The organism is Pelagivirga sediminicola (genome assembly GCF_003072125.1).
GTDB lineage: Bacteria > Pseudomonadota > Alphaproteobacteria > Rhodobacterales > Rhodobacteraceae > Roseovarius > Roseovarius sediminicola.
This window is the reverse complement of record NZ_QCYH01000020.1, coordinates 1-18,127: the sequence shown is the minus strand read 5'-3', so window position 1 is coordinate 18,127 and position 18,127 is coordinate 1. Positions and strand designations below refer to the sequence as shown.

The 18,127-nt window shown below is 62.6% G+C and carries 19 protein-coding genes; 15 read left to right on the top strand and 4 right to left on the bottom strand.

The window, feature by feature from the left end:
- Positions 1 to 153: 153 nt before the first annotated feature.
- From DC366_RS17905 to DC366_RS20660, 4 genes are all read left to right on the top strand, one after another.
- The gene (locus DC366_RS17905; protein ID WP_108693562.1) at positions 154 to 2,139 is read left to right on the top strand and encodes a conjugal transfer protein TraG; all 1,986 of its coding nucleotides are present in this window, start codon (positions 154 to 156) and stop codon (positions 2,137 to 2,139) included.
- A 3-nt stretch (positions 2,140 to 2,142) separates the two neighbouring features.
- Entirely contained in the window at positions 2,143 to 2,577 is a 435-nt protein-coding gene (locus DC366_RS17900; RefSeq protein ID WP_108693561.1) for a CopG family transcriptional regulator, read from the top strand.
- A 198-nt stretch (positions 2,578 to 2,775) separates the two neighbouring features.
- The gene (locus DC366_RS17895; RefSeq protein ID WP_108693560.1) at positions 2,776 to 3,897 is read left to right on the top strand and encodes an epoxide hydrolase family protein; all 1,122 of its coding nucleotides are present in this window, start codon (positions 2,776 to 2,778) and stop codon (positions 3,895 to 3,897) included.
- A gap of 90 nt (positions 3,898 to 3,987) precedes the next feature.
- Complete coding sequence (locus DC366_RS20660; protein ID WP_108693559.1) at positions 3,988 to 4,206, top strand: glycine zipper domain-containing protein; 219 nt, start codon at positions 3,988 to 3,990, stop codon at positions 4,204 to 4,206.
- A gap of 300 nt (positions 4,207 to 4,506) precedes the next feature.
- Here the strand turns inward: DC366_RS20660 and DC366_RS17885 are convergent, their stop codons facing one another.
- Entirely contained in the window at positions 4,507 to 5,172 is a 666-nt protein-coding gene (locus DC366_RS17885) for a helix-turn-helix transcriptional regulator (protein WP_165802957.1), read from the bottom strand.
- A gap of 296 nt (positions 5,173 to 5,468) precedes the next feature.
- Between DC366_RS17885 and trbB the strand changes: the two genes are divergently transcribed.
- From trbB to DC366_RS17830, 11 genes are all read left to right on the top strand, one after another.
- Complete coding sequence (gene trbB, locus DC366_RS17880) at positions 5,469 to 6,446, top strand: P-type conjugative transfer ATPase TrbB (protein ID WP_439331673.1); 978 nt, start codon at positions 5,469 to 5,471, stop codon at positions 6,444 to 6,446.
- Positions 6,427 to 6,759 carry a TrbC/VirB2 family type IV secretion system protein gene (locus DC366_RS17875; RefSeq protein ID WP_108693556.1) on the top strand — a complete coding sequence of 111 codons (333 nt, stop codon included), beginning with the start codon at positions 6,427 to 6,429 and terminating at the stop codon, positions 6,757 to 6,759. The genes trbB and DC366_RS17875 overlap by 20 nt, the downstream gene beginning before the upstream one ends.
- The gene (locus tag DC366_RS17870) at positions 6,759 to 7,040 is read left to right on the top strand and encodes a VirB3 family type IV secretion system protein (protein ID WP_108693555.1); all 282 of its coding nucleotides are present in this window, start codon (positions 6,759 to 6,761) and stop codon (positions 7,038 to 7,040) included. The genes DC366_RS17875 and DC366_RS17870 overlap by 1 nt, the downstream gene beginning before the upstream one ends.
- A 16-nt stretch (positions 7,041 to 7,056) precedes the next feature.
- Entirely contained in the window at positions 7,057 to 9,522 is a 2,466-nt protein-coding gene (gene trbE, locus DC366_RS17865; RefSeq protein WP_108693554.1) for a conjugal transfer protein TrbE, read from the top strand.
- A complete protein-coding gene (gene trbJ / locus DC366_RS17860; protein WP_108693553.1) occupies positions 9,509 to 10,282 on the top strand; it encodes a P-type conjugative transfer protein TrbJ in 774 nt (257 codons plus the stop codon). Before trbE ends, trbJ begins: the two co-directional genes overlap by 14 nt.
- A 29-nt stretch (positions 10,283 to 10,311) precedes the next feature.
- Entirely contained in the window at positions 10,312 to 10,599 is a 288-nt protein-coding gene (trbK-alt, locus tag DC366_RS17855) for a putative entry exclusion protein TrbK-alt (protein WP_108693575.1), read from the top strand.
- A gap of 3 nt (positions 10,600 to 10,602) precedes the next feature.
- The gene (trbL, locus tag DC366_RS17850) at positions 10,603 to 11,955 is read left to right on the top strand and encodes a P-type conjugative transfer protein TrbL (RefSeq protein ID WP_108693552.1); all 1,353 of its coding nucleotides are present in this window, start codon (positions 10,603 to 10,605) and stop codon (positions 11,953 to 11,955) included.
- A complete protein-coding gene (gene trbF, locus DC366_RS17845) occupies positions 11,952 to 12,641 on the top strand; it encodes a conjugal transfer protein TrbF (protein WP_108693551.1) in 690 nt (229 codons plus the stop codon). The genes trbL and trbF overlap by 4 nt, the downstream gene beginning before the upstream one ends.
- A 5-nt stretch (positions 12,642 to 12,646) precedes the next feature.
- Positions 12,647 to 13,615 (top strand): P-type conjugative transfer protein TrbG, encoded by a 969-nt coding sequence (trbG, locus tag DC366_RS17840; RefSeq protein WP_439331672.1) that lies wholly within the window; start codon positions 12,647 to 12,649, stop codon positions 13,613 to 13,615.
- Between the two features lie 68 nt (positions 13,616 to 13,683).
- Positions 13,684 to 14,781: a TraB/TrbI/VirB10 family type IV secretion system protein gene (locus DC366_RS17835; protein WP_243405212.1), complete on the top strand. Its 1,098-nt coding sequence runs from the start codon at positions 13,684 to 13,686 to the stop codon at positions 14,779 to 14,781.
- Between the two features lie 3 nt (positions 14,782 to 14,784).
- Entirely contained in the window at positions 14,785 to 15,048 is a 264-nt protein-coding gene (locus DC366_RS17830) for a DUF2274 domain-containing protein (protein WP_108693548.1), read from the top strand.
- On the opposite strand, the gene DC366_RS17825 is transcribed toward DC366_RS17830, so the two are convergent.
- From DC366_RS17825 to DC366_RS17815, 3 genes are all read right to left on the bottom strand, one after another.
- Positions 14,981 to 15,889: a LysR family transcriptional regulator gene (locus tag DC366_RS17825; protein ID WP_133176242.1), complete on the bottom strand. Its 909-nt coding sequence runs from the start codon at positions 15,887 to 15,889 to the stop codon at positions 14,981 to 14,983. The two genes, DC366_RS17830 and DC366_RS17825, sit on opposite strands and share 68 nt — an antisense overlap.
- Positions 15,890 to 16,108: 219 nt before the next feature.
- Positions 16,109 to 16,966 carry an NmrA family NAD(P)-binding protein gene (locus DC366_RS17820; protein ID WP_108693546.1) on the bottom strand — a complete coding sequence of 286 codons (858 nt, stop codon included), beginning with the start codon at positions 16,964 to 16,966 and terminating at the stop codon, positions 16,109 to 16,111.
- Positions 16,967 to 17,140: 174 nt separating this feature from the next.
- Entirely contained in the window at positions 17,141 to 18,040 is a 900-nt protein-coding gene (locus tag DC366_RS17815) for a LysR family transcriptional regulator (protein ID WP_279305770.1), read from the bottom strand.
- Positions 18,041 to 18,127: the final 87 nt, after the last annotated feature.

The window sequence follows — 18,127 nt, the reverse complement described above, 5'->3', positions numbered from 1 at the left end:
CCGCGTAGCCGACGGCCCTTCATAAGTTTCTCCCCATCTCCACCACGCCGTTGTTTATCCACGAGCCGCCGTTTCTGCGACCGGGATGACAGGAGGTCTTGTCGGTTCCACTCGCGGTGCCCAACGTTCCGTTATTTGCGCAGATCGGAAGCCATGCTGGGTACGAGAATTCTCTGGGGGCAGATCCTCATCGTTCTTACCATCGTCCTCACCACTACCTGGGCGGCGACGGAGTGGACCGCCTGGCGTCTCGGTTTTCAGCCCCAACTCGGCGCACCCTGGTTCGAGGTTTATGGCTGGCCGATCTACTACCCTCCGGCCTTCTTCTGGTGGTGGTATTTCTACGATGCTTACGCTCCGCCGATCTTCATCGAGGGCGCGATCATCGCAGCATCCGGTGGCTTTATCGCGATCGCTATGGCGGTCCTCATGTCGGTCTGGCGTGCGCGCGAGGCCCAGAGTGTCGATACCTATGGATCGGCCCGTTGGGCGAAACCGGAGGAGGTGAAGGCCGCCGGCCTGCTCAATCCCGACGGCGTCGTCCTCGGCAAGATCAAGGACGATTATCTGCGTCATGAGGGGCCTGAGCATGTGCTGTGTTTCGCGCCGACCCGCTCGGGCAAGGGCGTCGGTCTGGTCATCCCATCGCTCCTGACCTGGCCGGGTTCGGCGATCGTTCACGACATCAAGGGGGAAAACTGGCAGCTCACGGCGGGCTTTCGCGCTCGGCACGGTCGCGTGCTCCTGTTCGATCCAACCAACCCCAAATCATCTGCCTATAATCCTCTCCTTGAGGTTCGCCGTGGCGAGTGGGAGGTTCGCGACGTCCAGAACATCGCTGACATCCTGGTCGATCCCGAAGGCTCGCTCGAAAAGCGCAATCACTGGGAAAAGACCAGCCATGCGCTCCTGGTTGGTGCCATTCTCCATGTCCTCTACGCCGAGGAAAACAAGACGCTCGCCGGCGTCGCTGCCTTCTTGTCGGACCCGAAGCGCCCGATTGAATCCACGCTCTCCGCCATGATGAAGACGGCGCATCTCGGCGAATCAGGACCGCATCCCGTCATCGCCAGTGCAGCGCGTGAGCTGCTCAACAAGTCGGACAACGAACGCTCCGGCGTGCTCTCCACCGCCATGTCGTTCCTTGGGCTCTACCGCGATCCCGTCGTCGCCAAAGTGACGCGCCGCTGCGACTGGCGCATCACCGATATGGTCGGCGGCAAGCGTCCGGCGACGCTCTATCTCGTCGTGCCACCCTCCGACATCAATCGGACGAAGCCGCTCATCCGCCTGATCCTCAATCAGATTGGCCGGCGCCTGACTGAGGATCTGCAGGCGAGGACTTCGCGGCACAAATTGCTGCTGACGCTGGACGAGTTCCCCGCGCTAGGCCGGCTCGACTTCTTCGAAAGTGCACTCGCCTTCATGGCGGGTTACGGGCTCAAGAGCTTCCTGATCGCGCAGTCGCTGAACCAGATCGAAAAAGCCTACGGGCCGAACAACTCCATCCTCGACAATTGTCATGTCCGGGTGAGTTTCGCGACCAATGACGAACGCACAGCGAAGCGCGTCTCCGATGCACTTGGCACGGCGACCGAGATGCGGGCGATGAAAAACTATGCCGGGCACAGGCTCTCGCCCTGGTTGGGTCACCTGATGGTGTCGAGGCAAGAAACGGCACGGCCGCTGCTGACGCCCGGTGAGGTCATGCAGCTTCCGCCGGCGGACGAAATAGTCATGGTCGCCGGCACATCGCCGATCCGAGCAAAGAAGGTTCGATACTATGAGGACCCGCGCTTCCAGGACCGCATTTTGCCACCGCCGTCGAAACCAGAACCCCTCGAGGCCGGAAAAGACGAATGGAGCACGCTGCCGGTACAGCCGAAGCCGACACTTCACGCCAACAATTCCGGCAGCGTTGGCGACGACGAGGACACTACCGATTCCGAACGGCGACGCCAACCAGAGCTTAGCCGCACCCAACCTGCAGAGAAGAAAGCCCCGATCGAGAATGAATTCGAGATCGACCCCCTCGACGACGATCAGGAAGAAGTCGCGCGCAACAGCCGGATGAACCGCACGATGCAGCGGGTGGCGCGGCAGGTTTCGCTCGACCCCGACGATGGGATGGACCTCTAACCGATGCCCGGCCGCAAAAAAAAGACACAGATCTCCGTCTATCTCGACCCGGACATCATGACCATGCTGGTGGACTATGCGGCGCGGCGCGAGCAGTCACAGTCGATGATCGCGGAGGCGGCGATCGCCTCCTTCCTGTCGCCGGACGATGCTGAAAGGCGTGAAGCCGTCGTCGCAAAACGTCTGGATCAGATCGATCGCCGCATGACACGTCTGGAACGCGATATGGGGATATCTGTCGAGACGTTGGCTATTTTCGTTCGCTTCTGGCTGGCGACAACACCTGCCCTGCCGGAGCCGGCGGCGCAAGCCGCGCGGGCGAAAGCGGGAGAACGATATGAGGCATTCATAGCGGCTTTAGGTCGCCGGTTGGCTCAGGGGCCCAAGCTTAGGCAAGAAGTCTCTGAGGACGTGGGATGGACGGAATACCGAAAGTAACCTTTTGTAAAGCTGCGGCGCGTGGGAACGCACGCGTGCTACGATGAACTTTCTGCGCTTCACCCGAATGGTAAGCGGAACGCGTCTGCATTGATGAAAGAGGGGACAGACATCCCTTGGGCAATATCTACTGACGCGTTCTGTCAAAGAGCGCGAGTACAATGCGCGTGTAAGCAATTTGAGCTGCGAGAAGCTAACATGCAACCATTCAAAATCGCCATAGCCGAAGAACAGCTAGTTGACCTGCGGCGACGGCTGAAAGCCACCCGCTTCCCCGACACCCTCGAAGATATTGGCTGGGAATACGGTACCGACATAGGCTTCCTCCGGCGCTTTGTCGCGCATTGGGCAGACAACTTCGATTGGCGCGCAGCAGAGCAGCGTCTCAATGATTATCCGCACTTCCTCGCCGAAATTGACGGTGAGACCGTGCACTTCCTGCATATAAAGGGCGAGGGTCAGCAGCGAGACCCTCTGCTGCTGACCAATGGCTGGCCGTCCAATTTCGTCGAGCTACTGCCCTTGGTCCCACTCTTGACGCAGGCAGAAAATGGCATCTCGTTTGATCTAGTGATCCCGTCTTTGCAAGGGTTTGGCTTTTCAAGCCGGCCGCGACAGAGGGGCATGAACCTCACCCGCATGGCGCACCTTTGGGCCAAGCTAATGAGTGACCTCGGCTATCAGCGGTTTGTCTTCTCCGGCACCGACATGGGCGCCGGCGTCGGCCTCGGTCTGGTGCGGAACCATCCCGACCGAATACACGGGGCACATTACGTAAACGTCTACTCGCAGTATCCGCGTCCGGCAGACCCGACCCTCGAAGAAGAAGCCTATTTTCAGCAGATTGACTATTGGGGATTGGCCGAGGGTGGTTACGCAATGCTGCAGGGTACGAAGCCGCAATCACTGGCGCCGGCCCTCAACGATTCGCCCGCAGGGCTCGCAGCGTGGGCACTCGAGAAGTTCCATGGCTGGAGCGCGCTTGCAGAGGGCGGCATCGAGGCGACGTATCAGCTCGACGACCTCTGCACACTGCTCTCGGTCTACTGGTTCACCGAGACCATTGGGTCATCCATACGGCTCTATAAAGAGGCATTCGCCGACGAGGAGTTCAAACTGCCTATGCCGAAGCACGGCGTCCCGCAGGGTGTAATGGTGCCGGGCCCCGCCGACTCGCCCGCGCCGCGCGCTTGGGGTGAGCGCCACCTGCAGAACCTGGTGCATTGGAGCGAGATCCGGCAGGGGGGACATTTCCCGGCGCTCGAGGTGCCCGAGTTGCTGGCAGCCGACATCCGAGCTTTTCATAACACCTTGTCATAGGCTCGGCTGGGCAAAAGACTGAAGCGTCGACGCCTTGGCCCCACCGGAAGGTCAAGCGCGTCGATGCGGTGACCGAGTTGGAGATTTAGAGTGCCGCACCTTCTGATAGTCGGCATCATCCATTGTTCAGAACCGGAGGTCATCATTCGCTTAACGGGCTCATCCATTGCAATCGGCGTGGCTCTTGGTGCCGCCATTGGACTCGCGCTCGATGCACTCGTTATCGGTGTATCTGCGGGTCTCATTCTGAGTATATTAGTTGGAATGATTGCCAAGGGGCGCGATACGGATGATTCAATATGGTATTAGATCTGTATGATTGATCACAGGGCGCACATTTAGACGACCCCTACCAAGAATTTGATGTCGCATCGCGTTTCTCGAAACCATCTTATATGGATCATAAAGGTGAGTGTCGTTAGATATTCCCCTCGCTAATTCTAGCCATCCGGCCCGCCGCAGGTTTCGTGGCGTTAAGGTAAGGTGTTTTTGTCGACGCCGGAGTTTGTGAACGCGGAAAAGGAAACTTAGCCGCGAGTTCAAGCTTGAGTCAGCGATATTGTTCGAGGAACGAGTCGTGTCAGTCGTCCTGGCTGACCACGTCAACTGCTATAGGTTCGCATGTGGCTCCATAAGCCGGTATTCAGCCAATAAGCTCCGACGGGAGCGCGGCAGCGTGTCCGGCAAGGTCTGAAGTTCGCCGATTCGGTCGAGGCGGAAGTGTCGGAAAGCGTCGCGCATCTCACACCATGCCGCCAGTAGCTCCGCTTGGCCAAAGAACCCGATTGCCACAGGCCAGATGATGCGGGTGCGCTCTTCGCCGTCGCCAGATCGATACCCGATCTGTAACTTCTTCTGACTTCGCAATGCCGCGCGGATAGTTGCCAATTCGGCCAGTTTTCCACTTCCTGCCGGACCCGCTGTGAGGCCATTCCAACGCATGGAGGCTGCTTCATCATCCCCCATATTCTCCGTGATCTTACCGAGTGCTGTATCGGCGGCAGTCGCTATTTCTTCATCGCCTCGAGCCGCAACAAACCGTAGCCCAAGTAGGATTGCGTCCGCCTCGACTTGGGTTAGCGCCATTGGCGGAAGAAAAAAACCGGGCAGCAGGATGAAGCCAACTCCAGCTTCACCCACTACAGGAACGCCCAGTTCCGCCAGTGTATCGATGTCGCGGTAGATCGTACGCTCAGATACGTCGAATCGACTGGCTAAGACCTGCGCCGTGACCGCCGTCCGCCGCTCGCGCAGCACCTGAAGAAGTTTAAGCAATCGGCCAGATCGTTGCATGAGCCTAGCGTAACAAGTTGGCAGGATGGTGAGAAGTCGCAAACAGCTATAATTGACGCTTTATGTTCTGAGTATTCCCACTAACCACACTTTTGCGCTCGCCGTTTTCCTGTCTTTGCACGCTACACCACGACCGCGCTAATTCCTTGTTGAATCGGCTCTAAATCAGGCTCTTTTAATCATCCCCGCATGGGGATCGCCTGTTTGTCCCCGCTGGAATCGGGGATCGGATGGCAGCCTCACAGAACAATTCGGAAGGGATCGAGCGCGGCGCACGAATGCTGCGCACCGCGCTCGGTCCGGCCATCGCGTCTTTCCTGCAAGACCCGGGAGTCGTCGAGGTGATGCTGAATCCGGACGGGCGGCTCTGGATCGATCGCCTCTCCGAGGGCCTCTCCGATGCGGGCGAGCGCCTGGCACCGGAAGACGGCGAGCGCATCATCCGCCTGGTCGCCCATCATGTCGGCGCCGAGGTCCATACCGGAAACCCTCGCGTCTCGGCGGAACTGCCCGGAACGGGGGAGCGCTTCGAGGGCGTTCTGCCGCCGGTGGTGGCGGCACCGGCTTTCGCGATCCGCAAGCCGGCTGTCGCTGTGTTCTCCCTCGACGACTATGTCGCCGCCGGCATCATGACGGCTGAGCAGGCACCTACCTTGCGAGCCGGGGTCGCGGCGCGCGCCAACATCCTTGTCGCCGGCGGCACCTCGACCGGCAAGACCACGCTCACCAATGCGCTGCTTGCCGAGGTCGCCAAGACCGCCGACCGTGTCGTGATCATCGAGGATACGCGCGAGCTGCAATGCACCGCGCCGAACCTCGTCGCCATGCGGACCAAGGACGGCGTCGCCTCGCTCTCCGATCTCGTCCGCTCGTCACTGCGCCTGCGGCCAGACCGCATTCCCATTGGCGAGGTCCGCGGCAGCGAGGCGCTAGACTTGCTCAAAGCATGGGGCACCGGCCACCCGGGCGGCATCGGCACGATCCATGCGGGCACGGCGCTCGGCGCGCTGCGCCGTCTCGAGCAGCTCATTCAGGAAGCCGTCATCACCGTCCCGCGCGCACTAATCGCGGAAACCATCGATCTCGTGGCCGTGCTGTCGGGACGCGGCTCCGGACGCCGCCTCGCGGAGCTCGCGCGCGTCCAGGGCCTCACGCCCGACGGCGACTATCGCGTCGTGAAAGCGATCGAAGCTCCGGACACACCTCTTCCCACAGTAGTCGCAAAGGAAAGCCCCCATGAACCAGACCCTGCATAACATCCGTCAGAAACTGGCGACCGGCGCGTCGGTCGTGGTCATTGCCATGATGACGACGCCCGCCGCGCACGCCTCCGGCTCCTCCATGCCCTGGGAGGCGCCGCTTCAGTCCATCCTCGAATCCATCGAGGGGCCTGTCGCCAAGATCATCGCCGTCATAATCATTATCATCACCGGCCTCACGCTTGCTTTCGGCGACACGTCCGGCGGGTTCCGGCGCCTGATCCAGATCGTCTTCGGCCTGTCGATCGCCTTCGCGGCGAGTTCCTTCTTCCTGTCCTTCTTTTCCTTCGGCGGCGGGGCGCTGATCTGATGGCTGGCGAGGAAGGGCACAGCGGGGAACTGCTCGGCTATTCGGTACCGGTTCACCGGGCGCTGACCGACCCGATCCTGCTCGGTGGTGCGCCACGCGCGATCGCCATCATGAACGGCACGCTCGCCGGCGCGGTCGGCCTCGGCCTGCGTCTCTGGCTGGTCGGCATCGCGATCTGGGCAATCGGTCACATCGCGGCGGTCTGGGCCGCCAAGCGCGATCCGCTCTTCGTCGAGGTCGGCCGCCGCCATCTGCGCATTCCCGCGCATCTGACCGTCTGAAGGGGAGTGCAGGGCAATGATGAACCTAGCCGAGTACCGCAACCGCAACACCCGGCTCGCCGACTATCTGCCCTGGGTGGCGCTGGCCGGACAGGGCATTGTCCTCAACAAGGATGGCAGCTTCCAGCGCACAGCACGGTTCCGGGGGCCGGATCTCGATTCCGCTGTCCCGGCGGAGCTGATCGCTGCTGCCGGCAGGTTGAACAACGCCTTCCGCCGTCTCGGTTCGGGCTGGGCGATCTTCGTCGAGGCGCAGCGCCACCCTTCGAACCTCTATCCCGACAGTCGCTTTCCCGATGCCGCCTCCGCCCTGGTCGACGCCGAGCGCAAGGCGAGCTTCGAGGAAGCCGGGTCGCATTTCGAGTCGAGCTATTTCCTCACCTTCACCTATCTGCCGCCGGCCGAGGATGCAGCGCGTGCCGAGAGCTGGCTCTATGAAGGCCGCGAGATCAAGGGCATCGATCCGCACGAGATTCTCACCGGCTTCGCAGACCGCACCGACCGCGTGCTCCGCCTGGTCGATGCTTTCATGCCCGAATGCCGCTGGCTCGATGACGCCGAGACGCTGACCTACCTGCACGGCTGCGTCTCCACCAAGCGTCACCGTGTTCGCGTCCCCGAGACGCCGATGTATCTCGACGCGCTACTCGCCGATCAACCGCTCGCCGGCGGGCTGGAGCCACGGCTTGGCGACGAGCATCTGCGCGTCCTGACGATCACCGGATTCCCGACGACGACCACGCCTGGCCTGCTCGACGAGCTCAACCGGCTCGCCTTCCCCTATCGCTGGTCGACCCGCGCGATCCTCATGGACAAGACCGATGCGACCAAACTGCTGACGCGCATCCGCCGGCAATGGTTCGCCAAGCGCAAGTCGATCGCCGCCATCCTCAAGGAGGTGATGACCAACGAGGCCTCGGTGCTGGTCGACACCGATGCGTCGAACAAGGCCGCCGATGCCGATCTCGCCCTACAGGAGCTCGGCGCGGACTATGCCGGTGTCGCCTATGTCACCGCGACGGTGACGGCGTGGGACACCGATCCGCGCGTTGCCGACGAAAAGCTGCGTCTGGTCGAGAAGGTCATCCAGGGTCGCGACTTCACCGCAATGCCCGAGACCATCAACGCAGTCGATGCGTGGCTCGGATCGCTGCCAGGACATGTCTACGCCAATGTCCGCCAGCCGCCGATCTCCACGCTCAATCTCGCCCACATGATCCCCCTCAGTGCCGTGTGGGCGGGGCCGGAACGGGACGAGCATCTTGCAGCGCCCCCGCTGCTGTTCGGCAAGACCGAGGGCTCCACCCCGTTCCGGTTTTCCCTTCATGTCGGCGATGTCGGGCACACGCTCGTCGTCGGCCCGACCGGCGCGGGCAAGTCCGTGCTGCTGGCGCTGATGGCGCTTCAGTTCCGCCGCTATGCCGGTGCCCAGGTCTTCGCCTTCGATTTCGGCGGGTCGATCCGCGCCGCCGCGCTCGCCATGGGCGGCGACTGGCACGATCTGGGCGGCGGCCTGACCGAAGGCGATGATCAGAGCGTCTCGTTGCAGCCGCTGTCGCGTCTCGAAGAGCCGGCGGAGCGGGCCTGGGCCGCAGACTGGGTCGTGGCGATCCTGATGCGCGAAGGCGTCGAGATCACGCCCGAGGTGAAGGAGCATCTCTGGACGGCACTCACCTCGCTCGCATCCGCGCCCGCCGGGGAACGCACGATCACCGGCCTCGCAGTCCTGCTCCAGTCCAATGACCTGAAGCAGGCGCTCAGGCCCTATTGTGTCGGCGGCGCCTACGGACGGTTGCTCGATGCGGAGACCGAGCATCTCGGCGGAGCGAGCGTGCAGGCTTTCGAGACCGCGGGTCTAATCGGCACCGGCGCGGCGCCCGCCGTCCTGGCCTATCTCTTCCATCGCATCGAGGACCGGCTCGACGGATCGCCGACCCTCATCATCATCGATGAGGGCTGGCTGGCGCTCGATGACGAAGGGTTCGCCGGCCAGCTCCGCGAATGGCTGAAGACGCTCCGGAAGAAGAACGCTTCCGTCGTCTTTGCCACGCAAAGCCTCAGCGATATCGACGGTTCGGCCATCGCACCCGCGATCATCGAGAGCTGCCAGACGCGGTTGCTGCTCCCGAACGAGCGCGCGATCGAGCCGCAGATCACCGCGATCTACCGGCGCTTCGGCCTCAACGACCGCCAGATCGAGATCCTCGCGCGCGCCACGCCCAAGCGCGATTATTACTGCCAGTCGCGGCGCGGCAACCGGCTATTCGAGCTGGGCCTCAGCGAGGTGGCGCTGGCGCTCTGCGCCACCTCGGCCAAGACCGACCAGACCGCCATCGCGCGCATTCTTACCGAACATGGCCACACGGACTTCCTCCCTGCCTGGCTGCGGGAGCGCGGCGTCGACTGGGCGGCCGATCTCATTCCCGATCTCAGCAATCTCACCCGCCAGCCCAAGAAGGAGACTGACCATGAAGACACGTAAATCCCGTTCACGCGCGACCCGCTTTGCCGCCGCGCTCATCGCCGCACCGGTCGCCGTGCTGCCGATGGTGCTGGCGCCGCCGGCCTCGGCAGCTTGGATCGTCTACGATCCCACCAACTATGCGCAGAACGTGCTGCAGGCGGCCCGCGCCCTCGAGCAGATCAACAACCAGATCACACAGCTTCAGAACGAAGCGCAGATGCTCATCAACCAGGCGCGCAATCTCGCAAACCTGCCGTACTCGTCACTCCAGCAGCTTCAGCAGGCGGTCGGCCGCACTCAGTCCCTGCTTCAGCAGGCGCAGAACATCGCCTTCGACGTCCAGCAGATCGACCAGGTCTTCCAGCAGAACTACGCCAATATCGACCTGAGCGCTTCCGAGCAGCAGCTCGTGGCCGATGCGCGCTCGCGCTGGGAAAACACGGTCGGCGGTCTACAGGACGCAATGCGCGTCCAGGCCGGCGTGGTGGGCAATATCGAGACCAACCGCGCCCAGATGGAAGCGCTTGTCGACCAGAGCCAGGGGGCGACCGGCGCGCTGCAGGCGACGCAGGCCGGCAATCAGCTCCTCGCATTGCAGGCCCAGCAACTATCCGACCTCACGGCCGTCATTGCCGCCAATGGCCGCGCCCAGGCGCTGACCGACGCCGAACGCGCCGCCGCCGCCGAACAGGGGCGCGTCCAACGCGAGCGCTTCCTGACGCCCGGCAGCGGTTACCAGCCCGGCAACGCGCGGATGTTCAACACAGGCAACAACTGACGCGGCCGATGGCCGGAAAGGAGGCAACGATGGAGGGCAAGACCCTGGTGCGGATCGGAGCGGTCGTCTTCGTCGCCTTCGCCATCACGGCGACGGTGATCGAGTTGACGCGCGATGAGGAGCCTGCACGACCGGCGCCCGCGCCAGCCTTTGCGCCCTCCGTCGATCCGCTGCGCGCGGAACAGCGCCGCTGCCAGCAACTTGGCGAAGCCGCCGTTCGTGACACCGAGTGTCTCGCGGTCTGGGCCGAGACTCGCGACCGCTTCCTCGGCCGCATGCCCTCCGAGCCCGTCCAGCGCGACAACGAGAGTCAATGATCCATGGACGATACCGGCATCATTGACGAATTCCTCGGGGTCTTCACCAGCTATATCGACAGCGGTTTCGGTCTGCTCGGCGGCGAGGTCGCCTTCATCGCCACTACCTTGATCGTCATCGACGTGACGCTCGCCGCGCTCTTCTGGTCCTGGGGCGCCGACGACGACATCATCGCGCGGCTCGTCAAGAAGACGCTCTTCGTCGGCGTCTTTGCCTATATCATCGGCAACTGGAACAATCTCGCCCGCATCGTCTTCGAGAGCTTCGCCGGACTTGGCCTGATGGCCTCGGGCACCGGCTTCACCGCGGCCGATCTGATGCGCCCAGGCCGTGTCGCCCAGACCGGGCTCGATGCGGCGCGGCCACTGCTCGAATCCATTTCGGACCTGATGGGCTGGGTCGCCTTCTTCGAGAACTTCATCCAGATCGCGTGCCTGCTCTTCGCCTGGGCGCTGGTTCTGCTCGCCTTCTTCATCCTGTCGATCCAGCTCTTCATCACCCTGATCGAGTTCAAGCTGACGACACTCGCCGGCTTCGTCCTCATTCCCTTCGGCCTCTTCGGCAAGACTGCCTTCATGGCCGAACGGGTGCTCGGCAACGTCATCTCGTCCGGCATCAAGGTGCTGGTCCTTGCGGTCATCATCGGCATCGGCTCGACCTTGTTTTCGCAGTTCACCGCCGGTTTCGGCGGCGTCACGCCGACGATCGACGAGGCGATGGCCGTGGTGCTCGCAGCGCTGTCGCTGCTCGGCCTCGGCATCTTCGGACCGGGCATCGCCAACGGCATCGTCTCTGGCGGACCGCAACTCGGCGCGGGTGCGGCCGTCGGGACCGGCCTTGCCGTGGGCGGCGCTGCCCTGGCAGGCGCGGGCGCCGCGGGTCTCGCCGCCAGAGGTGGCGGCATGGCGCTCTCCGGTACAGCCGCCGCAGCGCGCGGCGGCGCCGCTGCAGCAGGCGGAGCGGCAACCGCCTACAGTCTCGGATCGGCGGGTCAGTCCGGCGCCGCCGGCGTTGCTTCCGGTCTCGGCGCGGTGGCGAGCACAGGCGCGAAGGCCGCGACGTCCCCGTTGCGGAGCGCCGCGGCCAGAGCGTCCGGCAGCATGAAACAGAGTTTCCAGTCGGGTGCTCGATCGGCCTTCGAAACCACCGGCGGGACACCGGGCGATACCGCCAGCACTGCAGGCGCCGCCGCCGCTCCATCCACACCAACCGATGGTGCGCCTGACTGGGCGAAGCGCATGAAGCGCTCGCAGCGTCTCTCCCACGGCGTCCAGGCCGCCGCGCATGCCGTGCGCTCCGGCGACAGCCACGGCGGCGCCAGTTCTGTCAATCTTTCCGAGGGGAATCGCTCATGAGCTTCTTCAAACGATCCACCACCCATTACGGCAAATCCCCCGAACCGGAGACGCCATATCAACGCGCGGCCCAGGTCTGGGACGAGCGCATCGGCTCGGCCCGCGTGCAGGCCCGCAACTGGCGTCTGATGGCGTTCGGCTGCCTGATCCTCTCCGGCGGCTTCGCAAGCGCCCTGGTCTGGCAGTCCACGACCGGCAACGTCGTGCCCTGGGTCGTCGAAGTCGACAATCTCGGCGAAGCCCATGCTGTCGGCCCCGCGGACGCCAGCTTCGAGCCAAGCGATCCGCAGATCGCCTTCCATCTCGCACACTTTATCGAGCAGGTGCGCGCGATCCCCGCTGACGCAATCATCGTGCGCCAGAACTGGCTGCGCGCGTACGAGTTCACCACGGATCGTGGCGCGCTGGCGCTTAACGACTATGCCCGCGCCAACGACCCGTTCACACGGGTCGGACGTCAGCAGATCGCCGTGGAGGTCTCCAGCGTCATTCGGGCCTCGCCGAATTCCTTCCGCGTCGCCTGGACCGAGCGGCATTACGAGAACGGCCAGCTTTCCACAACAGAGCGATGGACCGCGATCCTGACCATCGTCATCCAGCCGCCGCGCGACGCCGAGAGGCTGCGCGCCAACCCGCTCGGCATCTACGTCAATGCCATCAACTGGTCGCGGGAGATGGGGCAGTGAGCACGATTGTCCGCAAACCCGCGCTTCCGGTTCTCCGTAAAACCGCATTGCCGCTTGTGCTGATTTCCGCATCGGCGCTCGCCGGATGCGCCACCTATCGCCCGCCGGAGATCAGCTACGATGACAGCGTGCCGCCGCTGCCCACGGTCGAGCGACCCACGGTCGATGAACGACCGAGGCCGCTCCATACGCCGCCGGCCTGGACGGTCGCGCGAGGTGGACAGGCATCTTCCACACCAACGGGACAAGTCGAGAATGCCAATGTGGCCGCCCGAGTCGAGCCTCGCCGGGAAGGCTACTACAATGCGATTCAGATCTATCCCTGGAGCGACGGCGCGCTCTATCAGGTCTATGCAGCCCCGGGCCAGATCACCAACATCGCGCTTGAACCGGGTGAAGCGCTGACCGGCGCCGGTCCCATCGCCGCCGGCGATACCGCCCGCTGGATCATCGGCGACACGGAGAGCGGCTCGGGAACATCCCGGCGCGTTCATATCCTCGTCAAGCCGACGCGGCCAGACATCGTGACCAATCTCGTCATCACCACCGACCGCAGGACCTACATGATCGAGTTGCGGTCGCGCGACGATCCCTACATGCCAGCGGTCGCATGGGCCTATCCACAGCCCCCGGCCACGCAGCGCGCCACGCCCATAACACCGAGGATCCCGGCCGCATCGGCCCGCCACTACCGCTACGGATTGCAGGGTGACAGCCCGCCCTGGCGGCCGGTCTCGGTCTTCGATGACGGGAGACGTGTCTATATCGTCTTCCCAGCCGGGATTGTGCAGGGCGAGATGCCGCCGCTCTTCGTCCTCGGGTCGGATGGCGAGCCGGAAATCGTCAATAGCCGCATCTACCGAAACATCCTGATCGTGGACCGCATCTTCGCGGCGGCCGAACTGCGGCTCGGCAGTGGCGATCGCCAGCAGACCGTCAGGATCGTGCGCACCGACGGGAGGCCCGGATCATGAGTGACATCGACAACACCAGCGAAGCGGAAGTGCCGCTCGACGCGCCGGCCGACGATACGACCGAACGGATGCGCCTCCGGGGAACCCCGCCGCGCGTCACGCGGCTCTCACGCCGCGTTCTCGCCGGCCTAGGTCTGGTCGGAGCGCTCGGGGTCGGCGGCGCCCTGATCTACGCGCTTCAGACGCCCGACAATGGCGCTGACAGCGACGAACTTTATTCGACCGAGAACCGCAATACCGCCGACGGATTGAACGAGTTGCCCAGCGACTACACCGGTCCAGTACTCGGTCCGCCACTTCCCGGCGATCTCGGCCGACCGATCCTCGACGCCCAGGAGCGTGGACAGCCGGTTCCGCCGACGGCGATCAACGCGCCAGCCGTCGATCCGGAGGAACAACGACGGCTTGCCGAAGAAGAAGCGGCGCGCACCAGCCGGGTGTTCTTCCAGACCGCACCTGGCGCGACGCGGGAAACGTCAGCGCCAAACATCGCAGGGCTCAATCTCGGCAACCAACCGGGCGCCACACAGAACAACGATCTCGCCTTCCTCAACGCCCCGGTGGACCGGCGTACCGTCGCACTCGACCGCGTCATGCCACCGGCATCGCCCTTCGTGCTGCAGGCCGGGTCCGTCATTCCGGCAGCGCTGATTACCGGCATCCGCTCCGACCTTCCCGGTCAGATAACGGCACAGGTCACCCAGCACATCTACGACAGTCCCACCGGCAGCATGGTGCTGATCCCGCAGGGTACGCGCATCATCGGCGAGTACAGCAACGACGTCACCTTCGGCGACCGGCGTGTGCTGCTCGTCTGGAACCGGCTGATCTTCCCCAACGGCCGTTCGATCGTTCTCGAACGCCAGCCTGGCGCCGATACCCAAGGCTATGCCGGACTTGAAGACGGGGTCGATTATCACTGGTGGGACCTGGCCAAGGCCGCCGGCCTCTCGACCCTGCTTTCGGTCGGGGCCGAACTCACCATGGATGACGACGACCGTCTGATTCAGGCCATCCGCAATGGCGCGCAGGATACGATCAACGATGCAGGCCAGCAGATCGTCCAGCGCCAGTTGCAGGTCGCACCGACGCTAACGATCCGGCCGGGCTTCCCGGTGCGTGTCATAGTCACCCGCGATCTCATCCTCGAACCCTATGGAGGCTGAGCCATGACCGCCAAGCTGAAGCTCTCATCCGTTCCAGATGACAAACCCATCAAGCTGACTGTGGAACTTCCACCTGACGTGCATCGTGATCTGCTCGACTATGGCGCCGTGATGGCGCGTGAAACCGGAGAACCAGCGCCCGAACCGGCGAAGCTGATTGCCCCCATGCTGCAACGGTTCATGGCGACGGATCGTGCCTTTACGAAGGCCCGGAAGATGTTGCATCAGCCTTCGCGACCTCGCGCGCCAGGCTCAGAAACCGCCTGAGCGCCGGGTTGTCGTTTTTCGGGCGCCAAGTCAACGAGAAGGGGATCGTCTCCGCTTTACAGTTTTTCTTAAGGGGGATGAACACGACATTCGGATACCGGACACCACACCATTGTTCGCAGACAAGACTGATGCCGAGCCCGAGGCCCTCTAGGTTCATGAGCCCCTCGCGCCGCACCCTATGCACGGTGATACGGACTTTGTGCGCAAAATCGCTGACCCGTCGAATGATGTAGTCATGAATCGTCGGCCCGGGCGCGGCCGCGCTGACCATGAAAGGCATCATCGCCACGTCTGACCATTCAACATTGCGCTGCTGAGTTAGGGGATGATCCGCTGCTATGGCGATATAGAGCGGTACTCTTGTGAGCAGCAGCATGTCGCCGTTCTCTGACGTTGGCTCACCGGCTGCTGCGACCAAATCTATAAATCTATGACTTAACAATGTCATCAACTCGCCCAAGTCGGTTTCTGTGAAGGACAATCGCACTTCACAGTGCCGCATCTGAAATCGTGCGACGACTTCACGCAATTCTCCTCGCGACAGGGATGCCGTCAGGCCCAGGTGCAATTGCCCTTTTCCACCTATCCCGGCAGTTCGCGCAGCTCGCACTGTTTCAAGGAAGCGATTTGCCAGTTGTCGCGACTCTAACGTGAACTTCCAACCGGCCGCCGTTAGCCGCGCACCGGCTGGGCTCCTCTCGAATACGGAAACTCCGAGTGCGTCTTCTACCTTGCGGATCCGACGTGTGACGGTCGACTGACCCACACCCAGAAGATGCCCAGCCTTTCGAAAACTTCCGGTTTCCGCGACCGCCAATACGGTCTCTACGTCATACACCTCGAGATGCTGGCACTGTCGCCAAGCGCGTAGTCGTAGCGACACAGGATCTGGAGAGGACCTCACGAACAGGCTCCAACCCGCTTCGACGGATCAAGGTTGATAAACGATGTGGGATCGGCCTGCGGCGACAAGCACATCAAGCAGGAGCGCAAACTCTCTAGGTCTCCGACATCTCCCATCGTCGCCAACTACCACCCCCTTCACGCATCTTGGTCCTCACTCTCGGTTCAGCGTACCGATGTAGTCACGCAAGCTGGTGGTTCCACGATCTGGATTGTCAGGCTGAAAACCTTCGCCCTCAACGACAGCTGCAGTCATGCAGGCATAGGACTCCGCAGCTTCTTCAGAGAACCCGAGTTGAAGGAATGTGGATTGCCAAGCCTCACGCGGAACGACTTCAAGCTCGACCGAAAGGCCGAAGGTATCGGCGATGGCGTTGGCGACATCCGCCGGCGTATAGCGTTCGGGTCCCTCGACATATCTAACATCGATGTCGCCGACTGGGCTCAGAAGTCTTTCTGCTGCGGCTTCTCCCAGATCGTCGGGAGCGACCATCGGGAGCACGAAATCGGCAGGAAAAAAGCTCGGAAGCTTGCCACCTTCGCGCACCGCTTCGAGCATGCCGGCCCAGTTGCTCATGTAGTACGCAGCGCGGTTGACCGCCGCAGGAATGGATTGTGCGCGTAGCTTTTGCTCGAATTCGTACAGCACCGTCAGGTCGCCGCAGCGTTCTCCGGCTCGTGCACCGTAAGTCGATGCTGCAACGACCTTTTCGAGACCGGATCCATCCAGAGCCTCGACAATGGCATCTACATTCGCCCGTTCTTCCGCATCGGTGTCGCCAGAGGGATCGGCCGGAGGGTTGAGCAAGAACGCCCGTCGTCCGGCCCCAAAAACCTCACGCAATCGCGCCACATCCCGAATGTTTGCGACCGCCACTTCGGCACCAGCCTGCTGCAGGGAAGCTGCGTTCTTCTCATCGCGCGTGACAACGGTAGCGGGCTCACCCCGTCTCAGGAGTGCGCGAGCAACGGCCGACCCGACCTGTCCGGTTCCTGCGAGAACAATGTACAAGGTGTTTCTCCTCTTTTCCGACAATCTTGGCATTGATACCAAGACCCCGCGTCAGATGTTGTCAGGAACATTGCGCTTAGGAGGATCGAACAAAACTCGCCGCCGGTTTCGAGGTGATATCTCACCATCAGTTTGCTTCGGTAGCGACTTCGCGTGAAACCGATGCGCCACCCTTCAGGTCTCACTGTTTGGTTTGGTCCCTATGCGTTCGGTCAGAGCGGACAGCGCATCCTCCGTTAGCAAATGCGACGCAAGCAGCTCCACGGATTTCTTTGCCCCGTTTGGATGAGCGCGGCTCAAGTAATATGCCCCACCAGGTTCGAAAGTTCGGGTACCAAATGCAGACAAACGTCCTTGTGAAATAAGGTCGGCCGTGTTCGATATCCAACCCAGCATGACGCCCATTCCTGCCAGCGCGGCCTGCGTCGCCTGGACGTAATTGTCGAAAATCAGATCCGCACGCCGTTTCCCTGGAAGCCCCATCGCCTCAAAGTACTCTTCCCAACCAGCCCAGCCGTTGGCGTCGGAATTGACGTGAAGAAGTGTAGCCGCCTCGAAATCCCCGGCCCCAAATCTCGTCATTGACTCAGGTTGACAGACTGGGATGACCCGTTCGCGAAATAGAAGATCACTCTTTTCGTCCTCCCAGCCATCGCGCCGATAGCGGATCAACAGATCGGTTTCGGGTGCGAACTGCGGAACTCCGTTGGAGGTGACGACCCTGGCGCTGATCTCGGGATGAGCACTGTAGAATGTAGCTAGCCGCGGCATTAGCCAATAAGTGCCGGTACATACGGTACAGGCGATGTTCACCTCTGTCTCGGAGGTAACACTCGCCCTGATCTCAGCGAGCGCATGTTCCAACCGGTCCATCCCGCCGGACACCGCGTCGAACAGCGTTTGTCCGCATCGGGTCAAAGTCGCTGGCCGTACCCTTCGGTCGAGAAGTTTGACGCCGACATGCTCTTCCAGTGCTCGGATCGCTTGGCTGACAGCGGGCTGGGTGACGTTCAACTCGCAGGCAGCACTCTGGATACTGCCACTGCGGACGACTGCTTCGAACGCTGTAAACAGACGAAGCGGGTGTCAACGGCGGAGTAAAAACCGGCCACGCGGCGGCGTAAAACCAGGCCAGTGACGGGGCACCAAGCGCCATGGTGC